Raw genomic sequence first — 18,681 nt, 5'->3', positions numbered from 1 at the left:
GGAGAGACTCGCGCCCGCTGCGGACCGTGCACAAGGCACCGTCCGCAGCGGGCGCTCTCATTCGGCGACGGTCTCCGGCTCGAAGCCCGCAGCGCGCAGGGTGTCCAGCGCCAGCTGGGTGTGCTCGGGACCGCGCGTCTCGATGGACAGCTGCAGGATCATGTCGCTGATCTGCAGCCCGTGTCCGTGCCGCGTGTGCAGCACCTCCATCACGTTGGCCCCCACCTGCGAGAGGATCTCCGCGACCCGAGCCAGCTGGCCGGGGCGGTCCGGCAGCGGCACGCGCACGGTGGCATAACGGCCGGAGGCGGCCAGCCCGTGGGAGACGACCCGCTGCAGCAGCATCGGGTCGATGTTGCCTCCGGAGAGGATCGGGACGGTCGTGCCCGCGCCGTGCACCTTGCCGGCGAGGATGGCGGCGACGCCGACCGCGCCCGCCGGCTCGACGACGACTTTCGCGTGCTCCAGCAGCACGAGGATCGCGCGCGCGATGTCATCCTCGGACACGGTGACGACCTCGTCCACGAACTGCCGGACGAGTTCGAAGGGAACAGCGCCCGGTCGTGCGACGAGGATGCCGTCGGCGATCGTGGGATGCGTGGTGATCTCGATCGGGTGTCCCGCCTCGAGCGACGGCGGCATGGCAGCGGCGTTCTCGGACTGCACGCCGATCACGCGCACCGTCCGACCGGCGGCGGCCGCGGCCTGCTTGATGGCTGCGGCGACGCCGGCGATGAGGCCGCCACCGCCGATGCCCATGATCACCGTGTCGACAGCGGGGACGTCCTGGAAGATCTCCATGCCCAGAGTGCCCTGGCCGATGACGATGTCCCGGTGATCGAAGGGCGGGATGAGAACCGCACCGGTGCGCTCCGAGAACTCCGCTGCCAGTCGCAGCGAGGTCGCGACCGTCTCGCCCTCGAGCACCACCTCGGCGCCGTAGCCGCGGGTCGCGAGCAGCTTGGGGACGGGCACTCCCAGCGGCATGAAGATGGTGGCAGGGATGCCGAGGGCCTGCGCGGCGAGCGCGACGCCCTGTGCGTGGTTTCCGGCCGACGCCGCCACCACGCCTCGCGAGCGCTCCTCGGCGGTCAGCTGCGCGAGGCGGTACGACGCGCCGCGGATCTTGAACGACCCCGTGCGCTGAAGGTTCTCCATCTTCAGCAGCACCGGCGAACCGAGTACGTCGCTGAGGGCGCGCGAAAGCTCGGTGGGCGTGTGCGAGATCACGCCGGCTAGGCTCTGCGCCGCTGCGGAGAACTCCGCCAGGCTCGGGACTGCGGTCATCGATTCCTCCTCGGCCGCTCGCGCGGCACTGTGCTCCAGATCAGATCCGCCCGGGGCTTCTCCCCCGTGCGCCAGGCGCCGGTGCTGATGGTCACCGCCGCGACGTTGATGAATGCCGCCAGCGGCACCGCGAACAGGGCGCCGGGAATGCGGGCGATCATCGCGCCGCCTGCGACCACCAGCACGACTGCCAGCGGGTGCACCTTGACGGCCGACCCCATCAGGATCGGCTGCAGGATGTGTCCCTCGAGCTGCTGCACGAGCAGCACGACCCCGAGCATGGCCAGCGCGATCCACGGACCGTTGTAGACCAGTGCGAGGAAGACCGCGACTGCCCCGGTCAGCACGGCGCCGACGATCGGCACGAAGGATCCCAGGAACACCAGCACGGCGACCGGGATCGCCAGGGGCACGCCGAGCAGGGCCGCACCGATGCCGATGCCGACGGCGTCGATCGCGGCGACCAGCATCTGTGTGCGCGCGTAGTTGATCACGGTGGCCCACCCGTTGCGGGCGGCGGCGTCGGCGGCCGGCCGGGCCTTGCGCGGGAAGAGGTTCAGCGTCCATCTCCAGATGCCGCCGCCGTCGGCGAGCAGGCAGATCAGGACGAACAGGGAGAGCAGGGCGCCGGTGACGAGCTCGGCCGCGGTGCCCGTGACGGCGACGCCGGTGCTCACCAGCCAGGACGACTGCTCGTCGAGCAGATCCAGCCCCTGCTGGATGTATGCATCGATGTCGTCGGCGGTGAGGTGCAGCGGACTCTCCAGCAGGAAGGTCCGGAACTGCTCGATCGCCTCCGTGGTCTTCGCCTGCACATCCGGAAGCTGGGCGCGCACCTGCCAGATGACGAGCCAGACCAGCCCCGTGACGATGCCGAGGGCGCCGATCACCGTGGTCGCGATCGCCAGCCAGCGCGGGAATCGTCCGCGCAGCATCAGCTGGAACGCCGGCCACAGCAGTGCGGTGATGAGGATACCGACCATCAGCGGGATGACCAGCAGCTTCAAGAGCATGACCAGCCAGATGAACAGCGCGATCACCCCGGCGATCACGAGCAGACGCCACGAGTACGCGGCGGTCACGCGCAACGGCATCGGAACCGCCTCGTCGACCTCGGTGGTGACCGTGCGGTCGGTGACGGGCGGGTAGTGGCGGAACGGATTGCGGAACCTCGGTGTGGGGTCGTCGCTCATAGTGAGATTCTACGTACCGGCGGCGACGCCGCCCCGTTGCGTGTCGGTGGGGGCGGATAGCCTGGCCGGGTGACTTCTTCGACCGCTCCGATGCCGACGGTGCAGACGATGAGCGCTGCCGAGGCCCGGCGCATGACACTGGCCGCCCAGGGGTTCTCCCGTCGGATGCCGAGCGCCGTCGCCCCGCGCCATCTGCACCGGGCCATGGATCGGCTCGGCGTGCTGCAGATCGACTCCGTCAACGTGTTCGCGCGTTCGCACTACATGCCGATGTTCTCCCGGCTCGGCTCGTACGATCCCGCCCTGCTGGACCGCGGCTTCGTGTCGCGCACCGCCCATTACGTCGAGTACCTGGCGCACGAGGCGACCTTCATGCCGGTCGCGGACTGGGCGCTGTGGCAGTTCCGGATGCAGGACTGGCGCGACCGCGAATCCGCGCCCGACAGCTGGATGCACACGCATTCCCGCACGTTGGAGTGGGTGCGAGCGGAGTTGCGTGACCGGGGTCCGCTGCGGCCGGTGGACCTGCGCGAGGATGCACCCCGCGAACGCGGGCCGTGGTGGGACTGGGACGAGGCCAAGTCGGCGCTCGAGCACCTCTGGCGGTGCGGCGAGGTCGCGATCGCCGGGCGGGTCGGTTTCGAGCGCCGGTACGCGCTGGCCGAGCAGGTCATCCCCGCCGACGTGCTGGCGGCTCCGGTGCCGAGGGCGGATGCGGTGCGCGAGCTCGTGCGACGCGCCGCGCGCTCGTATGGCGTGGCGAGCACGGCCGATCTCAACGACTACTACCGACTGCGCGATCAGGCCGCCGTGCGCCGGGCGGTCGCCGATCTCGTCGACACCGGAGAGCTCGAACCGGTCTTCGTGCGCGGCTGGGAGCGCACGACTCGCGGGCCGGCCTGGCGTCACCGCGACGCGGTGATCCCCCGCAGGATCGACCGCGCCGCGCTGCTGACGCCCTTCGACCCGGTGGTCTGGTTCCGCGACCGCGCGCTGCGGGTGTTCGACTTCGACTACCGCATCGAGATCTACGTGCCGGCCGACAGGCGCCGCTACGGGTACTACTCGCTGCCTGTGCTCGTCGGCGACCGGATCGTGGCGCGCGTCGATCTGAAGGCCGACCGTGCGGCATCCGTCCTGCGTGTGCAGTCGGCCTGGTGGGAGCAGCACGCCCGTCCCGACGTCGACGCGGTGCGCATCGCCGAGGAGCTCGTCCGTGCGGCACTGTGGCAGGGCTTGGAGCGGGTCAGCGTGTCGGGGTGGGGAGATGCGACGGATGCCGTGGCGCACGCTCTGCAGGGGCGCGACAGCCTCGTGGATCGGCACGTGCACCCGAGGGAAGACTGAAGGTCCCGCCGTGGCGGTGCCTTCGGTCGCTCACCTCAGAACTGCACGCGAGGTGGTTCGGAGATGGCGGTGCCGTCGGCGACTTCGAAGAATTCGCGTTCGGTGAAGCCCAGGCCGCGCGCGAACATGTTGTTCGGGAACACCTTGATCTTGGTGTTCAGCTCCCGCACGCCGCCGTTGTAGAAGCGACGGGCCGCCTGGATCTTGTCCTCGGTGTCGACGAGCGAGTGCTGCAGCTGCAGATAGTTCTGGCTGGCCTGCAGCTGGGGGTAGGCCTCGGCGACCGCGAACAGGCTGCGCAGGGCCTGCTGCAGGTGCCCCTCGGCGATACCCGCCTCCGCGGGGCCGGTGGCGGACAGCGTCTCGGCCCGAGCTCGAGTGACTCCCTCGAACACGGACTTCTCGTGCGCGGCGTACCCGCGCACCGTCTCGATGAGGTTGGGGATGAGGTCGGCTCGGCGCTTCAGCTGCACCGTGATGCCGCTCCACGCCTCGTCGACGCGGACATTCAGCTGCACCAGCGAGTTGTACGTCGACCACAGGTAGATCCCGACGATCACCAGTAGACCGACGATGATCAGTACTGGCCAGAGCCATTCCATGCGAAGCCCCCTCTTGGATGTTCATCCATCCTATGCATCGACACTGCGCGTCGGCTGGACGATCGAGCATTCACGCGCCCAGGATCCGCTCCAGATGACGGTTGCCGAACAGGCGCTGCGGATCCAGTCGGTCGCGCAGCGCGATGAAGTCGTCGAAGTGCGGGTACCGGTCCCGCAGCTGCTCCGCCGTCAGTGTGTGCAGCTTGCCCCAGTGCGGTCGTCCGTCGTGACGGAGCATGATCTGCTCGACCGCCCCGAAGTACTCCCGCGGGTCGGCGCGCCAGTAGCGGTGCACGGCGATGTAGGCGCTGTCCCGGCCGGACGCGGTGGACAACCAGAGACCGTCGGCAGCCGCGAACCGCACCTCGACGGGGAACTCGATGCGCCAGCCGCGCTGGTCGACGAGCCGCCGGAGCTCCTCGAACGCCGGCACGACGTTCTCCGCGGGGACCGCGTACTCCATCTCCCGGAAACGCACGCTCCGACGGTGGATGAGCACGCGGTGAGAGGAGTCGGTGTACTCGCCGCGCCCGGTCAGCTGCACGGCGAGTCGGTTGAACGGCGGGATGATCGCCGGGACCACGCGGCTGACGGCGCAGAACGCGCCGAAGACCCCGTTGGCGAGCACCGTCTCGTCGATCCAGCCCTGCACCCGCGGGACGGGCCGGCGCCTGGTCGACTCGGGCAGGCGGGTCTGCGTCTTCATCAGGGCGAGGTCGGTGTGCGGATGCCAGTAGAACTCGAGATGATCCGCTGCCTCCGCTCGTGAGTGCAGGCTCTGCAGCGCGTCGTCGAGTGCGACCGGGGCGTCGACGGCGTGCAGGACGAATGCGGGGACGCACTGCAGGGTCACCTCGACGATCACGCCCAGCGCGCCCAGCCCGACGATGGCACCGGGCAGCAGGTCCGTGTTGTGCGTCTCGTCGATGCGCAGCATCTCGCCATCGGCGGTGACGAGAGTCAGACCGCGGACCTGCGTGGCGATGCCGCCGAAGCCGGTGCCGGTGCCGTGCGTGCCGGTCGAGATCGCTCCGGCGATCGACTGCCTGTCGATGTCGCCGAGATTCTCCATCGCCAGTCCGTGCCGACGCAGGAGCCCAGGCACACGGTGCAGCCGCGTGCCCGCGAGCAGCGTCACACGGCCGGTTGCGACATCCGCGCTGACCAGGCCCTGCAGATCGTCGAGTTCGAGCAGCACCCCGGGGGCGACCCCGATGCCCGTGAAGCTGTGCCCCGCGCCGACGGCCTTGACCGTCAGCCCCTGCGCGGCGGCGGCCTTCACCGCCCGCTGGACGCCCTCCGGCGAGCGAGGTCGTTCCACGCGCAGCGGGCGCACGGAGGCCGAGCGGGCCCAGTTGCGCCAGGTGCCGCCGGGACGTGTCACAGGAACGCCCTCCCCTCACCACGGTAGGTGGGCAGCTCGTCCACGACCGCGCCGTCGGCGACGAGGTGGTAGCGGTCGACCCGCTCGGACGGCTCACCGCTCTTCGCATGCCGGAACCAGACCCGGTCGCCGATCCGGAGCTCACGCGCGGCAGCGCCCTGCAGCGGCGTCTGCACCTCACCCGCCGCCTCGCGCGGCAGGGTCCGCAAGCGCGGAGGCCACACCGGGACCGGCTGCCGGGATGGCAGCGCGGGTCCGGATGCGATCCAGCCGCCGCCGAGGACCGTGACGATGTCCGGCGCCGGTCTGCGGACGACGTCGAAGGCGAAGCCCGCAGCCGGGGCGAGTGAGAACGACCGGTATCCGTCGAAGAGGTGTCCGGCCAGGAGGCCGCTGCCCGCCGTCGCCTCGGTGAGCGACTCGTCGCTGCCGGTGAACTCGAGGGAACCGGTCCCACCGCCGTTGAGGAACTCCAGCGGCGCGACGGACAGCATGGCCTCGGCGATCTCGGCACGACGCCGACGCAGCTCGTCGCGTGATCGAGCCTGCACCAGGCGGATGACCGGAGCATCCACGCCTGCGGCATCCCCCTGTCCGGCGATCTGCGCTTCGTACATCTGCAGACCCACCAGGTGGAATCCCGGCCGCCGCACGATCTGTCGGGCGAATCCGGCGACGTCGGCGGCCGTGTACAGGGGTGAGCGACGCACGCCGATGTGCCCCAGCCCGGGAGCGCGCAGCGAGGCGTCGACGTCGATCGCGACCCGCACCACGGGCCGAGCGCCGGGCGCGGCGAGGGAGTCGATCAGGTCGAGGTGCTCGAGCGAGTCGACCATCAGCGTGATGCGCGAAGCGAGGAGCTCGTCCGCGAGGAGCCGGGCGAGTCCGGCGCGATCGACGGTGGGGTAGCCCAGGACGATGTCGTCGTGGTCTTCGGCCAGCCAGAGGGCTTCCGCCAGAGTGAACGACAGGATGCCGCGGAAGCCGGGAATGGCGAGCACCGCATCCAGCACGGAACGCACCCGCACCGACTTCGTGGCGACGCGGATCGGGATGCCGCCGGCGCGCACCAGCAGGTCCATCGCGTTGTGCCGCAGCGCATCGCGATGGATGACGGCGACCGGCGCGGACAGGTGGGCGGTCGCCTCGCTCATCGAGCGCCAGTAACGGCCGGGATCGTTCCAGGCGAGGTCGGCGGCGACGGTCGAGTCGGCGGACAGGCCCTGTTCAGCGGTGAGGTCGAGCACTCCCCCACCCTATGACCTTCGGTACCGCGATTCACCACCTCAGGCACTGCGTCGCATCGGCGGCCGTCGCTAGGCTGGGCGCGGGCCCCCATAGCCCAACGGCAGAGGCAGGCGTCTTAAACACGCTTCAGTCCGGGTTCGAATCCCGGTGGGGGCACGTCCGCCGCGCATGACGCCGTCGCCGCGCATGACGCCGTCGCCGCCCCGATCACCACGGCGATGGCCCGGGTAGACAGATGGCCCGTCCGAGGTCTCGGACGGGCCATCTGACGTGTCGCGGATCAGGCGTTGGCGTCGATGCTCTCCTTGACCGGGGCCGCCTCCGCAGGCGACTTGTCGGCCGCAGCCTTCTTCGCAGGTGCCTTCTTGGCCGGAGCCTTCTTCGCGGGAGCCTTCTTCGCGGGAGCCTTGGCGGCATCCGACTTCACCGGTGCCGGGCTCTCGCCCTTGACGGGCACATCGGCCTCGTCCAGCTCCGCTTCACCGGCAGGCGTCGCGTCGGCAGGCGCCTCCGCGGGCGGCGCCGGCGATGCTGCGGGTGCTGCAGGAGCGGCGGGCGCGACTGCCGGGCGCGGACGAGCGGCGAACTCCTCGAACACCGCGCGCGGCTGCTGCACGGCCTCGAGGTTCACGATGTCGCGACCCAGCCACAGGTTGTTCCACCAGCCCCACAGCACACGCCACTTGCGCTCCCACGTCGGCATTGCCAGACCGTGGTAACCGCGGTGCGCCACCCAGGCGACGAAGCCCTTGAGGGCGAGGTTGCCCGACTGGAACACGCCGTTGTAGAGGCCGAGACCCGCGACGGCGCCGAGGTTCTTGTGGAAGTAGTCCTTGGTGCCCTCGCCGCGCAGCACGGCGACCAGGTTCTTCGCGAGGACCTTCGCCTGACGCACGGCGTGCTGGGCGTTGGGGACGCAGTACCCGCCGACGCCGCCACCGGACAGATCGGGGACGGCCGAGACGTCACCGGCGGCCCAGGCGCCCTCGACGGGCTGCTCGGCGGTGCCGACGCGCAGGTCCGCGCGGGTCTGGATGCGACCGCGCTCCTCGATCGGCAGGTCGCCGCCGCGGACGACGGTGGGGTTGGCCATCACGCCCGCGGTCCAGACGATCAGGTCGGTCGGGATGACCTCTCCCGTGGAGATCTCGACATTGCCGTCGACGGCACCGGTGACCTGCGTGTCCAGGTGCACGTTCGCACCGCGCTTGGCGAGGTCCTTCAGAACCCATTCGCTGGTCTTCAGCGACACCTCGGGCATGATGCGGCCCATCGCCTCGATGAGGTGGAAGTGGGTGTCCTCGAAGGAGAGCTGCGAGTACTTGGACACCAGCGAGGAGGCGAGCGAGCGCAGCTCGGCGAACGCCTCGATGCCGGCGAAGCCACCGCCGACGACGACGGTCGTGAGCAGACGGTCGCGCTCGGGACCGGCGGGGATGGCGGCTGCCTTGTCGAAGTTCGAGATCAGCTTGTCGCGCACGGCGACCGCCTCTTCGATGGTCTTCAGCCCGATCGCGTTGTCGGCGATGCCGGGGATCGGGAACGTGCGCGAGACGGCGCCCGCGGTGACGACGATCTGGTCGTAGGCGAATTCGTAGGAGTCGCCGAGCTCCGGCGTGATCGTGGCGACCTTGTTCGCGTGGTCGATGCCGGTGACCCGCGCGGTGATGACGTGCGTGCGCTTGAGGTGACGACGGTGCGAGACGACCGCGTGACGCGGTTCGATCGAGCCGGCCGCGACCTCGGGCAGGAACGGCTGGTACGTCATGTACGGCAGCGGGTCCACCATCGTCACGTCGGCCTCACCCTTGCGAAGGTGCTTCTCTAGCTTCCATGCGGTGTAGAAACCTGCGTAGCCTCCACCGACAATCAGAATGCGGGGTGCAATGCTGTTCTGAGGCACAGGGGGATAACTCCTCGTAATCATGGTTTGAGAGTGCGTCTACCGCGCTCCGTTCGGATGCGCCGGGCAGCAGCAGTGACGCCAAGCGCTATCAGAGTACCAGGCACGGTGAGCGCCAGAAGCGGCAGGGTACCGTATCTCAGCGTCTCGGCGGACGGCAGCAGGGGCGATCCCTGCGGACTGGGCGGCTCAGCCGCGGGCAGCGGAGGCACCGCCACCGGGGCCGGGCTCTCCTGCGGAGTGGGATCGACAGGCGAGTCCGCGCGGCGGTACAGCCGCACCCACTCCTTCAGATCGCCCATCGGGTTCGCGGACACCGCAGGGACGGAAGCCGTCACCGCGGCGTTCGCATCGAGAAGTCCGTAGCCGTAGAGCACGTCGGGGGTGCCGCGCATCTCGGGTACCGGGATCGCCGTTCTGACGAGGCGGTTGATGACGTTCGCGGCATCCAGGTCGGGGTGGGCGGCGCGCACGAGCGCGGCGGCACCGGCGACGATGGGCGCCGCGCCGCTCGTGCCGTCCCAGCTGACGACGGTTCCGTCGGCGGACATGCCGATCAGCGCCTCACTGGGCGCCATCACCCCCAGGGTGATCCCCTGCGTGGACGCGGCTCGGCTGGCGGTGCCGGTCTGGTCGACGCCGCCGACCGTCAGCACGCCGGGGATCGTCGCCGGCGCGCCGACGATCGAGGTTCCGCTGCCGCGGTTTCCGGCCGCCACGACGACCACGACGTCGTGCTCGAAGGCGTAGAGGAACGCGTCATCCCAGCTTCTGTCCCAGTCGAGGGTGTTCGTCGTGAGCGACAGGTTGATGATGTCCGCGCCATGATCGACCGACCAGCGCATCGCCTCGGCGACCTGCTTGGTGAACGGCACGGAGCCTGCCGCACCGAAGCTGATCGACACGGAGAGCAGGCTCGCCTCGGGGGCGACGCCGATGAGCCCCGTGCCGTCGGGGTTTCCGCGACCCGCCGCCAGCGACGCCACCCAGGTGCCGTGGTTCGGGTCGCGCACACCCACCGGCGTCCGGCCATCTGCGGTGCCGCTGCCGGACACGTCCGTGCCGTCCTTCACCGCGCCGTCGAAGGTCACCGGCGGCTTGCCCACACCGGTGTCGATGACGGCGATGGTCACGCCCTTGCCGCGCGTGACCTGCCAGGCATCCCGTATGCGCGCCCCGTCCAGCCAGTACTCCTTGGCGCGCACGGGGTCGGTCGGATCATCGGCGACCGGTGAGGCGGGTGCCGGCGCCGCGGTCTCGTCCTCCGTCGGTCGGACGACGGACGGCAGAGCGGATGCCGCGGCCGCCGGTGTTCCGACCAGCAGCACGGATGCCGTGATCGCCGCCGAGACGACGACCCGCGACAGCATCCGCCGCCGCATCATCCTGCTGCTGTCCCGCGCAGGGCGGCACCGGGGTCCGCGCATGCGCAGCGCTTGGGCGACCAGCTCGACCGGGCCAGCGCCGCGTCGCCGATCGGGTTCACCCCGGGGCCGGCAGCGAGCGCATGACCGGCCAGTGCGTGCAGGCATTTCACGCGGGTGGGCATGCCGCCCGCGGAGATGCCGTCGATCTCCGGCACGTCGCCGTACTCGGCGCGGTCGGCGAGGTAAGCGCGGTGCGCGGCCAGATAGTCGGACGCCATGGTCTCGTCCTCGTCGAGCTGGCCGGCGAGCTCGGGCATCACCTGCGTGGCCTCGAGCGTCGACATCGCGACCGTCGCCGCGGGGTGGGTCAGGTAGTAGAACGTCGGGAACGGCGTGCCGTCGTCCAGACGCGGAGCGGTGGCCACCACCGTGGGATTGCCGCAGATGCAGCGTGCGGCGATGCCGACCACGCCTCGAGCCCGGCGGCCGAGTTGACTGGACACGACGTCCAGCTCGGCGGCCGTCGGCGTCTGGTAGGGCGGTGTCGTCACACCTCCAGAGTAGAGCGATCGACCTGTGTGATGACTCAGTGCCGCGGTCAGCGCGTCGGCGCCTCGACGGCGTTCTTCGCGAGGCCGGCGGAGGTGAGGCTGCGCAGCAGTTGCGGCATCCAGTCCGAGGGCCGCTCCTGGATCTCGTCGCTCACCTGCTTCTGCTCCGGTGGGATGTCAGCGGGATCGAGATCGTTGTCGACCAGATAGACCACCTCACCCGGCCGGACGTAGTACAGCCGCTCACGAGCCTGCGTCGTGATGTAGGCCGGGTCGCTCCAGCGCGTGCGCTCCTGCTCGAGGCCGGCGATCTGATCCTTGGTGAGCTGCACCGAGTGCTCGAGCGCGGCGATCTTCTGGCGCTGGTCGACATAGGTACCTATCGATGGCACCAGCACCCAGGTGCCGAGGATGACCAGCGACAGCATGATCACCGCGAACGTCGACAGCCGGATGCCGCCTGCCCATTCCCGCACATCGACGGTCCGGGCCGCCCCGCGCGATGTCCGCTCGAGTGCGGGTTCCGCGGCGCCCGGGGACGAAGAAGGGGGAGCAGGTCGTCGTGCCATGCTCCCCCTCCTTCTCTCAGTTCGTCGGCGCAGATCTCCCGATCAGGCCTGGAAACGCGGGAAGGCCGAGGCTCCCGCGAAGATCGCGGCGTCGCCCAGCTCCTCCTCGATGCGCAGAAGCTGATTGTACTTCGCCACGCGCTCGCTGCGAGCGGGCGCACCGGTCTTGATCTGACCGGAGTTGGTCGCGACGACGAGGTCGGCGATCGTGGTGTCCTCGGTCTCACCGGAGCGGTGCGAGAGCATCGCGGTGTATCCCGAGCGCTGCGCGAGGCTGACGGCGTCGAAGGTCTCGGTCAGGGTGCCGATCTGGTTGACCTTCACCAGCAGCGAGTTGCCCACCCCGCGCTTGATGCCGTCGGCGAGACGCGCCGGGTTGGTGACGAACAGGTCGTCGCCGACCAGCTGCACCTTCGTGCCGAGCGCGTCGGTGAGGGACTTCCAGTTGTCCCAGTCGTCCTCGGCCAGGGCGTCCTCGATCGTGACGATCGGGAAGTCGCGCACCAGACCCTCGTAGTACTCGATGAGCTGGTCCGCGGACCAGTCCTTGTTCTCGAGCCGGTACACGCCGTCGGAGAAGAACTCGGTCGCCGCGACGTCGAGGCCGACGGCGATGTCCTTGCCCGGGGTGAATCCCGCCTTCTCGATGGCCTTCAGCAGGAAGTCGAGGCCTTCGCGGTTGCTGGGCAGGTCCGGGGCGAAGCCGCCCTCGTCCCCCAGCCCGGTGTTGAAGCCGGCGGCCTGCAGCTCGGACTTCAGCACGTGGTAGGTCTCCACACCCCAGCGCAGCGACTCGGAATAGGTGTCGGCGCCGATCGGCGCGAGGAAGTACTCCTGGAAGTCGATGCCGTTGTCGGCGTGCTCTCCGCCGTTGATGACGTTGAACAGCGGCACGGGAAGCAGGTGCGCGTTCGGGCCGCCGAGGTAGCGGAACAGCGGCAGGTCGGACGAGTCGGCCGCGGCCTTCGCCACCGCCAGGCTCACGCCCAGGATGGCGTTGGCGCCGACGCGGCTCTTGTTCTCGGTGCCGTCGACCTCGATGAGGATCTCGTCGACGATGCGCTGCTCGCTGGCCTCCACGCCCTCCAGGGCGGGTCCGAGCTCGTCGATGACGGCCTCGACGGCCTTCAGCACGCCCTTGCCGCCGTACCGGCTCTTGTCGCCGTCGCGCAGCTCGTACGCCTCGAACGCCCCGGTGGATGCTCCGGAGGGGACGGCGGCCCGCTGCACGATTCCATCGTCGAGGAGCACCTCCACCTCGACGGTCGGGTTTCCGCGCGAGTCCAGAATCTCTCGTGCGCCTACAGCCTCGATCAGTGCCACGGGTGTGCTCCTTTTCAGGGAGGGAAGGGGGTGTGGAGCGACGTCGATCCGCCGTTCAGTCTAGTCATGCGCCCTTCGAGAGCTCTCGGCGTTTCAGACCAGCACGGCCACCGCGACGCCATCCCACCCCTTGAGACCGACGGTCTGCAGCGCGGTGGCATCGAATCGCGGATCCTCTCCCAGCATCCGCAGCCCGTCCCGCGTGCCGATCACCATCGGATCCGAAGAATCCGGGTTCGCGATCTCGCCCTCGCGGCCGATGTTGTCGACGATGACGACTGTGCCGGGATGCCCCAGCTTGGCCGCCCAGTCCAGATAGATGGTGTTGGACTCCTTGTCGGCGTCGATGAAGACGACATCGAACCCGCCGACGAGTGTCGGCAGCACGTCCACGGCGCGGCCGACGCGGATGTCCACACGTTCCCCCACTCCTGCGGCGTCGATGCTGCGTCGAGCCACCTCGGCATGCGCAGCCTCGGCCTCGATGCTCACGACGCGACCGGCATCGCCCACGCCACGCGCCATCCAGATGGTCGAGTAGCCGCCCAGGGTGCCGATCTCCAGCACTCGTCGGGCGCCGGCGATGCGCACCAGGAGGTTCAGCAGCTTTCCGGCGACCGGCGCCACCTCGATCTCGGGCATGCCGGCGGCGCGCTGGGCCGCGAGGGCGGCGTCGAGCGCCGGGTCGTGCCCGACCAGGGTCTCGGCGAGGAAGTCGTCGGCGGCGCGCCAGGCGCTCGGAGTGGAGTCCATCCCCTCACTCAACCCCGGCGCGCATCGCGGGTCAAGCCTCCGGCTGCGCGGACGCGGCGGGCGCGGCCACGGCATCGCGCGGTCCGGCGAGCGCGGGCTGACGCCGGAACTGACCGGTCAGCAGCAGGACGATGATGACGACGCCGCCGACGATCCACCCGGATGCTCCGAGTCCGGACGCCCAGGCAGGGTCGAAGGTCGCGTCGGCTGCGGCGAACAGCAGCGGGACTCCCACCGTGGCGTTCATCGCCCCGTGCGCGAAGACCGCGGGCCAGAGCGAAGCGCTGCGCAGGCGCAGCCAGCCCAGCAGGACGCCCCACACGAGGCACCCGACGGTCATGAGCAGCACCCCGGTGACGTCGGTGCGCCCGAAGTTGTAGCCGAGCAGGATGACCGGGGTGTGCCAGAGTCCCCAGATCACCCCGCTGATCAGCAGCGCGGGCCACGTGCCGTACGGGCGCAGCGCCGGAAGCAGGAAGCCTCGCCAGCCCACCTCTTCACCGAAGGCGGCGAGCGCGTTGATCGTGGCGGCGGCGAACGGCACCGCGATCAGCTGGGTCAGGACGAGCACTTCGGTGGGTGGCAGCGCCGCGCCGGCGGGCGCCGTCGCCTCGATGGCGCGCCGGAAGCCCGAGAGCCCCGCGAAGTCGGCCTGGAACCATCCGAACCCGGCGGAGAGCAGCATCGCGAGGGCGATCAGTGCCATCGTCCCGAACAGGCCGAGCACACTCAGCCAGATCACCCGCTTGGCGGGCCGGAGCGTCCACATGCCGAGGAAACGCAGCCGCTGCCCCTTCGGGATCGGCCGCATCACCAGTACGACGATGAGCACGGCGGCAGCCGGCGTGTACATCATGACCGTCAGCAGCAGCGTGGCGGACGGCTCACGCAGTCCGTCGCCGAGCCAGAGGGGCAGCGCCGCGGCCCAGGCGAGGGCGAATGCGAGCACGACATAGGCGGTGATCGCCAGCGTGCGGATGCGGATCATGATCGTCTCCTCTGTGTACGGTTCGTTCAGGCGTCGTGCACGTGGGTGCGCAGGGTTTCCAGGGTGGCGGCGGCGACCGATGCCCCCTCCACCGTCACGACGAAGATGCGGCCGTCGGTGCGGGTGATCTGCAGCGCCTCCCCTGCGCGCAGGACCACTCCTCGGCGACCGTCGACGGCGAGACGCCATCCCCATCCTCCGAACTCGCGGAGCGGATCCAGCTGCACGGTCTCGACCTTCTCGATGCGCTCCAGCGCGATGCGGCTGCTCGGCCAGCCGAGCAGCGAGCGGACTCGGAGTCCCTGCCCGTTCACGCGCACGCGGAAGACGACCATGGTTCCGACCAGAAGCACCATCGCCAGCGTGACGACCGCGAGAACCCACCAGGTGCCCTCGCCGGCCGCGGCCAGGAACACCGTCATGACGGCCAGCAGAGCCAGCGACGAGATGAGCACGATCATGCCGCTCCGCGCCATCGTCGCGGTGCCGAACCATGCCGCGCGTGCGCCAGGGGCCAGCGGGATGCTGCCTGCCGGAGCCGTGCCGTCTTCGGGACTCGCCGGGCTCGCGGGCTGGAGGAACCAGCCGAGCACGCCGAGCAGCGCGAGGAGTCCGAACCCGATGAGGGTCGGAATGCCGATGTCCGGTGTGTCGGCGGCATCCGTCAGCCCTCGCTGGAACCAGGCGCCCGCGACCGCGATGAACCCGATGAGCGCGGCGAGGCCGAGGTTGAGTGCGCCCATGAACCTCGTCGTCGCCGACCACGGGCCGACGGCAGGCGCCAGACTGCTCTGCGGAAGGCGGTGGCCGCCCCAGGCGATCAGCCCGGTGAGGACGACCACAGCCGCTCCGACGCCGAGCACCAGCAGGATGTACGCCCACTTCGGCGCGTATCCGTTCACGCCGTCGGAACCCCAGTGAATGGCCATGGGGTCCGGAAGCACCGGCATCCACGAGCCGATGGTCGCCGCGGCAACGACGAGAAGCCCGAGCGGCGCGATCAGACCGACCCAGACGAAGGCGGTGCGGGAGCGGCGGACATCATCATTCACAGCGTGGTCTCCTTCACGAGAGAGGCGAGAGTCGCAGGCGCGATGCCCAGCGACGCCGCGCGGGCGACGAGAGCGCGGATGTCGTGGGCGAGGTCCACCAACGGCCCCGCCGAGGCGGAGATCACGGCACCCCGCCCGCGGCGGAGGTCCAGCAGTCCCTCGTCGCGCAGCTCCTGGTAGGCGCGCAGCGCCGTGTGCACGTTCACGTCCACCGCATCCGCCACTTCTCGGGCGGACGGCAGGCGGTCGCCGGGACGCAGACGCCCGGACAGCACATCCCCGCGCACGGACGCGGCGATCTGCTCGAACAGCGGTCTGGTGCTGTCGGGATCGACTCGGATCAGCATGCCGACCTCCTTCATCCCGATTATTCTAATGTGGCTAGATCAATTAGTACAAGTAGATCAATAGTCGAAGCTCACGCTCGATGCCGCGCGTGACCGGACCCAGGTCTCCCGTTGTTCACCTTCCACTGACACCATGGACGAATGTCTCTCGCCCGTCGTCTCACGGTGACCGACGCCGTCGCCATCGGCCTCGGCTCGATGATCGGCGCCGGCGTCTTCGCGGTGTGGTCGCCCGCCCTCGGAGCGGCCGGATCGGGCATCCTCATCGCGCTCGCCGTCGCCGCCCTCGTCGCCTTCTGCAATGCCACCTCATCCGCGCAGCTCGCGGCCGTGCACCCGATCTCGGGCGGCACCTACTCCTTCGCGCGGGCAGAGATCGGCCCCTGGGCGGGGTTCGTCGCCGGCTGGTGCTTCGTGATCGGCAAGATCGCCAGCTGTGCGGCCATGGCGATGACCTTCGCGGCCTACGCGGCTCCCGCGCCGTGGCGCACACTCGTCGCCGTTGTGGCCGTGGCGGCCCTCGGCGCCGTGAACTGCTTCGGAGTCACCCGCACCGCCCTGCTCACCCGCATCCTCGTGGTCGTCGCCCTGATCGGACTCGCCGTCGCGGTCGCGGCAGGCGTCACCGCCGCCCCCACCGCGGCCCCCGCTCCCCTGCCGGATGCGACCGCATACGGCGTGCTGCAGGGCGCTGGGCTGCTGTTCTTCGCCTTCGCCGGCTACGCCCGCATCGCCACGATGGGCGAAGAGGTCATCGATCCGGCGCGCAGCATCCCGAGGGCGATCGTCCTGGCTCTCGGCGGCGCGGTGGTCGTCTACGTGCTGGTCGCGCTCGCGGTGATGCTCGTCGTCGGAGCCGACGCCGTCGGCAGCGCCCATCCCGTCGTGGACGTCATCGCCGCCAGCGGGTGGTCCTGGGCGGGACCCGTGGTGCGGGTCGCAGCCGCCGCAGCATCCCTGGGCGCCCTGCTCGCGCTGCTCACCGGCATCGGGCGCACCACGCTCGCCATGGCGCGCGAGGCGGACCTGCCGCGCTGGCTTGCGGCCGTGGACCCCCGTTGGCAGGTGCCGCGGCGGGCCGAGGTCGCGATCGCCCTGATCGTCATCTCGGTCGTGCTGGTGGCCGACCTGCGCGGCGCCATCGGCTTCTCCTCCTTCGGCGTGCTGCTGTACTACCTGCTGGCGAACGCCTCTGCGCTCCGTCAGGGAGATGACGTGCGGCGCTATCCGCAGACGCTGCAGGTGATCGGTGCGCTGGGCTGCCTCGTGCTGGTGAGCACGCTGCCCGCACTGGCCTCGGTGATCGGCACCGCGGTCGTGCTCATCGGCGTCGTCTACCGCGCCGTGCGGCTGCGGGTCTCGACGCGGCGCTGAGCGCTCAGGCCCTCCGCCGATACCCGCTCGGCACGATGCCGAGCACGTCACGGAAGTCGCCGGTGAGGTGCGCGTGGTCGGCGTATCCCAGTTCGGCGGCGAGCGCGGCCAGGTCTGCGCCGGGGTCCTCGCGCAGCCTCTGCGCGGCTTCCTGCAGCCGGCGTCGCCGGATCATCGCCAGCGGCGGCAGTCCCACATGGCGATGGGTCACGCGCTGCAGGGTGCGCAACGAGACCGACAGGCGGGTGGCGGCCTGCTCGGCGGTGCGCAGGTCCGCGTCCGTCATCAGCAGATCCACCGTCTCGTTCGCATGCAGCACGGCATCCGTCGGCGTCCCCGCGTGGTCGGCGAGCCAGTGCGACATGACCGAGACCGCTTCGCCCAGCCGGTCGTCACCGCGACCGCTCATCGCCGCGACGAGCGGGTCGAGCAGATCCGGGGCATCCAGCACCACCGACGTGTCGCGCAGACCCGCAGGATCGTCGGTCAGCGCCACGACCGCCGCGGGGCGCAGCAGCGCCCCGACCGCCCATCCGCTGCCAGTCAGATCCCGATGGGTCGCCCGGGTGGTCGCCCCGACGAGCTCGACGTGCGACGGCTCCACCACCAGGTTCAGGGCCGGATAGGCGACCACGTCCTGCCGTGAGGTTTGTCCCTCTGCGAGATCCCACTCGGGGATCCAGAACCACGCGACCAGGTGCGCGGCGGCGGCGGTCGGGGGAAGGCGGTGGAACCTCGGCATCCGCTCGGGGTACAGCACTCCCCGTCCTGCATCGATCACGCCACCGAGGATAGTTGCCGGCGGCGACATCTGTCGCGAATCTCCAAGCCCCGCCATCCCGCGCTCTCCTACCGTCGGATCATGAACACTTCCCAGCCCGGCCTGACCGGAACGCACACCACCGACGGCCGCCCGAACGGGTCGACCTCGCTCACTCCCTTCCTCGCCATTCCCGACGCGGCGGGCGCGATCGCCTTCTATCGGGACGTCTTCGGCGCCCGCGTCGTCGACGTCACGGAGTTCGGCGGAGTCGTCGCGCACGCCGACCTCGACTTCGGCACCGGCTGCCTGCAGCTGGGCGAGCCGTCCCCGGACTACCATCTGGTGGCCCCGCCGACCGGCGAGGACGACTGCTACTCCATGGGACTCTACGTGCCCGATGTCGACGCGGTGGTCGCGCGAGCCGTCGAGGCGGGCGCGGTCGTCCGCGAGGCGCCGTCGGACTTCGTGTCCGGCGATCGTTTCGCCAGCATCCGGGATCCGTTCGGCGTGCGCTGGTCGGTCATGACCCGGATCGAGGACATCTCCGAGGAGGAGAGCGCCCGCCGGGTCGCGGAGTGGGCGTCATCCGTCTCGGCGGGTTCTGCAGACTGAGTGGCGGCTCTCCGTCAG

18 protein-coding genes and 1 tRNA gene are annotated in these 18,681 nt (G+C 70.2%); 4 read left to right on the top strand and 15 right to left on the bottom strand.

Annotation, left to right across the window (positions count from 1 at the left end; genetic code table 11):
- Window positions 1-57: 57 nt before the first annotated feature.
- Together ilvA and ACFQY2_RS12985 are read right to left on the bottom strand one after the other, a co-directional pair.
- Complete coding sequence (gene ilvA / locus ACFQY2_RS12990) at window positions 58-1,287, bottom strand: threonine ammonia-lyase (RefSeq protein ID WP_378746292.1); 1,230 nt, start codon at window positions 1,285-1,287, stop codon at window positions 58-60.
- Window positions 1,284-2,480 (bottom strand): AI-2E family transporter, encoded by a 1,197-nt coding sequence (locus ACFQY2_RS12985; protein ID WP_378746291.1) that lies wholly within the window; start codon window positions 2,478-2,480, stop codon window positions 1,284-1,286. The genes ilvA and ACFQY2_RS12985 overlap by 4 nt, the downstream gene beginning before the upstream one ends.
- Before the next feature lie 90 nt (window positions 2,481-2,570).
- Between ACFQY2_RS12985 and ACFQY2_RS12980 the strand changes: the two genes are divergently transcribed.
- On the top strand, window positions 2,571-3,827 hold the full coding sequence (locus ACFQY2_RS12980) for a winged helix-turn-helix domain-containing protein (protein WP_378746785.1): 1,257 nt from the start codon (window positions 2,571-2,573) through the stop codon (window positions 3,825-3,827).
- A 35-nt stretch (window positions 3,828-3,862) separates the two neighbouring features.
- On the opposite strand, the gene ACFQY2_RS12975 is transcribed toward ACFQY2_RS12980, so the two are convergent.
- From ACFQY2_RS12975 to ACFQY2_RS12965, 3 genes are all read right to left on the bottom strand, one after another.
- On the bottom strand, window positions 3,863-4,429 hold the full coding sequence (locus tag ACFQY2_RS12975; RefSeq protein WP_378746290.1) for a LemA family protein: 567 nt from the start codon (window positions 4,427-4,429) through the stop codon (window positions 3,863-3,865).
- 70 nt (window positions 4,430-4,499) lie between these two features.
- Window positions 4,500-5,813 carry a D-arabinono-1,4-lactone oxidase gene (locus tag ACFQY2_RS12970; protein ID WP_378746288.1) on the bottom strand — a complete coding sequence of 438 codons (1,314 nt, stop codon included), beginning with the start codon at window positions 5,811-5,813 and terminating at the stop codon, window positions 4,500-4,502.
- Window positions 5,810-7,060 carry an alanine racemase gene (locus ACFQY2_RS12965; RefSeq protein ID WP_378746287.1) on the bottom strand — a complete coding sequence of 417 codons (1,251 nt, stop codon included), beginning with the start codon at window positions 7,058-7,060 and terminating at the stop codon, window positions 5,810-5,812. Before ACFQY2_RS12965 ends, ACFQY2_RS12970 begins: the two co-directional genes overlap by 4 nt.
- Window positions 7,061-7,144: 84 nt before the next feature.
- Between ACFQY2_RS12965 and ACFQY2_RS12960 the strand changes: the two genes are divergently transcribed.
- Window positions 7,145-7,217 (top strand) — tRNA-Leu (locus tag ACFQY2_RS12960).
- Window positions 7,218-7,341: 124 nt separating this feature from the next.
- Here ACFQY2_RS12960 and ACFQY2_RS12955 read toward each other — a convergent pair.
- From ACFQY2_RS12955 to ACFQY2_RS12915, 9 genes are all read right to left on the bottom strand, one after another.
- Window positions 7,342-8,988, bottom strand: a complete 1,647-nt coding sequence (locus ACFQY2_RS12955) for an NAD(P)/FAD-dependent oxidoreductase (RefSeq protein ID WP_378746286.1) — start codon at window positions 8,986-8,988, stop codon at window positions 7,342-7,344.
- Window positions 8,985-10,346: a S8 family serine peptidase gene (locus tag ACFQY2_RS12950; RefSeq protein WP_378746784.1), complete on the bottom strand. Its 1,362-nt coding sequence runs from the start codon at window positions 10,344-10,346 to the stop codon at window positions 8,985-8,987. Before ACFQY2_RS12950 ends, ACFQY2_RS12955 begins: the two co-directional genes overlap by 4 nt.
- Complete coding sequence (locus ACFQY2_RS12945; RefSeq protein WP_378746285.1) at window positions 10,346-10,882, bottom strand: DUF501 domain-containing protein; 537 nt, start codon at window positions 10,880-10,882, stop codon at window positions 10,346-10,348. Before ACFQY2_RS12945 ends, ACFQY2_RS12950 begins: the two co-directional genes overlap by 1 nt.
- Window positions 10,883-10,929: 47 nt before the next feature.
- Window positions 10,930-11,451 (bottom strand): septum formation initiator family protein, encoded by a 522-nt coding sequence (locus tag ACFQY2_RS12940; protein WP_378746283.1) that lies wholly within the window; start codon window positions 11,449-11,451, stop codon window positions 10,930-10,932.
- 42 nt (window positions 11,452-11,493) lie between these two features.
- Entirely contained in the window at window positions 11,494-12,774 is a 1,281-nt protein-coding gene (gene eno, locus ACFQY2_RS12935) for a phosphopyruvate hydratase (protein ID WP_378746282.1), read from the bottom strand.
- Window positions 12,775-12,867: 93 nt separating this feature from the next.
- Window positions 12,868-13,527: an O-methyltransferase gene (locus ACFQY2_RS12930; RefSeq protein ID WP_378746280.1), complete on the bottom strand. Its 660-nt coding sequence runs from the start codon at window positions 13,525-13,527 to the stop codon at window positions 12,868-12,870.
- A gap of 31 nt (window positions 13,528-13,558) precedes the next feature.
- Window positions 13,559-14,515, bottom strand: coding sequence for a CPBP family intramembrane glutamic endopeptidase (locus ACFQY2_RS12925; protein ID WP_378746279.1), 957 nt, complete (start codon window positions 14,513-14,515; stop codon window positions 13,559-13,561).
- Between the two features lie 26 nt (window positions 14,516-14,541).
- On the bottom strand, window positions 14,542-15,567 hold the full coding sequence (locus ACFQY2_RS12920) for a DUF1648 domain-containing protein (protein WP_378746278.1): 1,026 nt from the start codon (window positions 15,565-15,567) through the stop codon (window positions 14,542-14,544).
- On the bottom strand, window positions 15,564-15,914 hold the full coding sequence (locus ACFQY2_RS12915) for a GntR family transcriptional regulator (protein ID WP_378746276.1): 351 nt from the start codon (window positions 15,912-15,914) through the stop codon (window positions 15,564-15,566). The genes ACFQY2_RS12920 and ACFQY2_RS12915 overlap by 4 nt, the downstream gene beginning before the upstream one ends.
- A 141-nt stretch (window positions 15,915-16,055) precedes the next feature.
- Between ACFQY2_RS12915 and ACFQY2_RS12910 the strand changes: the two genes are divergently transcribed.
- On the top strand, window positions 16,056-17,288 hold the full coding sequence (locus ACFQY2_RS12910) for an APC family permease (protein WP_378746275.1): 1,233 nt from the start codon (window positions 16,056-16,058) through the stop codon (window positions 17,286-17,288).
- Window positions 17,289-17,292: 4 nt separating this feature from the next.
- Here ACFQY2_RS12910 and ACFQY2_RS12905 read toward each other — a convergent pair whose 3' ends face one another.
- On the bottom strand, window positions 17,293-18,069 hold the full coding sequence (locus ACFQY2_RS12905; RefSeq protein WP_378746274.1) for a helix-turn-helix domain-containing protein: 777 nt from the start codon (window positions 18,067-18,069) through the stop codon (window positions 17,293-17,295).
- Window positions 18,070-18,150: 81 nt separating this feature from the next.
- Between ACFQY2_RS12905 and ACFQY2_RS12900 the strand changes: the two genes are divergently transcribed.
- A complete protein-coding gene (locus ACFQY2_RS12900) occupies window positions 18,151-18,663 on the top strand; it encodes a VOC family protein (RefSeq protein WP_378746272.1) in 513 nt (170 codons plus the stop codon).
- Window positions 18,664-18,681: the final 18 nt, after the last annotated feature.

The organism is Microbacterium sp. GCM10027623 (assembly GCF_042666935.1).
GTDB lineage: Bacteria > Actinomycetota > Actinomycetes > Actinomycetales > Microbacteriaceae > Microbacterium.
Note: the sequence above shows the minus strand (reverse complement) of the source record. Positions and strands in the feature narration are given on the sequence as shown.

What these genes read in the sequence shown, in the direction of transcription:
- ilvA (WP_378746292.1), bottom strand. Translation starts at nt 1,287, where the DNA reads ATGACCGCAGTCCCGAGCCTGGCGGAGTTCTCCGCAGCGGCGCAGAGC.
- ACFQY2_RS12985 (WP_378746291.1), bottom strand. Translation starts at nt 2,480, where the DNA reads ATGAGCGACGACCCCACACCGAGGTTCCGCAATCCGTTCCGCCACTAC.
- ACFQY2_RS12980 (WP_378746785.1), top strand. Translation starts at nt 2,571, where the DNA reads ATGCCGACGGTGCAGACGATGAGCGCTGCCGAGGCCCGGCGCATGACA.
- ACFQY2_RS12975 (WP_378746290.1), bottom strand. Translation starts at nt 4,429, where the DNA reads ATGGAATGGCTCTGGCCAGTACTGATCATCGTCGGTCTACTGGTGATC.
- ACFQY2_RS12955 (WP_378746286.1), bottom strand. Translation starts at nt 8,988, where the DNA reads ATGATTACGAGGAGTTATCCCCCTGTGCCTCAGAACAGCATTGCACCC.
- ACFQY2_RS12950 (WP_378746784.1), bottom strand. Translation starts at nt 10,346, where the DNA reads ATGCGGCGGCGGATGCTGTCGCGGGTCGTCGTCTCGGCGGCGATCACG.
- ACFQY2_RS12940 (WP_378746283.1), bottom strand. Translation starts at nt 11,451, where the DNA reads ATGGCACGACGACCTGCTCCCCCTTCTTCGTCCCCGGGCGCCGCGGAA.
- ACFQY2_RS12930 (WP_378746280.1), bottom strand. Translation starts at nt 13,527, where the DNA reads ATGGACTCCACTCCGAGCGCCTGGCGCGCCGCCGACGACTTCCTCGCC.
- ACFQY2_RS12925 (WP_378746279.1), bottom strand. Translation starts at nt 14,515, where the DNA reads ATGATCCGCATCCGCACGCTGGCGATCACCGCCTATGTCGTGCTCGCA.
- ACFQY2_RS12915 (WP_378746276.1), bottom strand. Translation starts at nt 15,914, where the DNA reads ATGCTGATCCGAGTCGATCCCGACAGCACCAGACCGCTGTTCGAGCAG.
- ACFQY2_RS12910 (WP_378746275.1), top strand. Translation starts at nt 16,056, where the DNA reads ATGTCTCTCGCCCGTCGTCTCACGGTGACCGACGCCGTCGCCATCGGC.
- ACFQY2_RS12900 (WP_378746272.1), top strand. Translation starts at nt 18,151, where the DNA reads ATGAACACTTCCCAGCCCGGCCTGACCGGAACGCACACCACCGACGGC.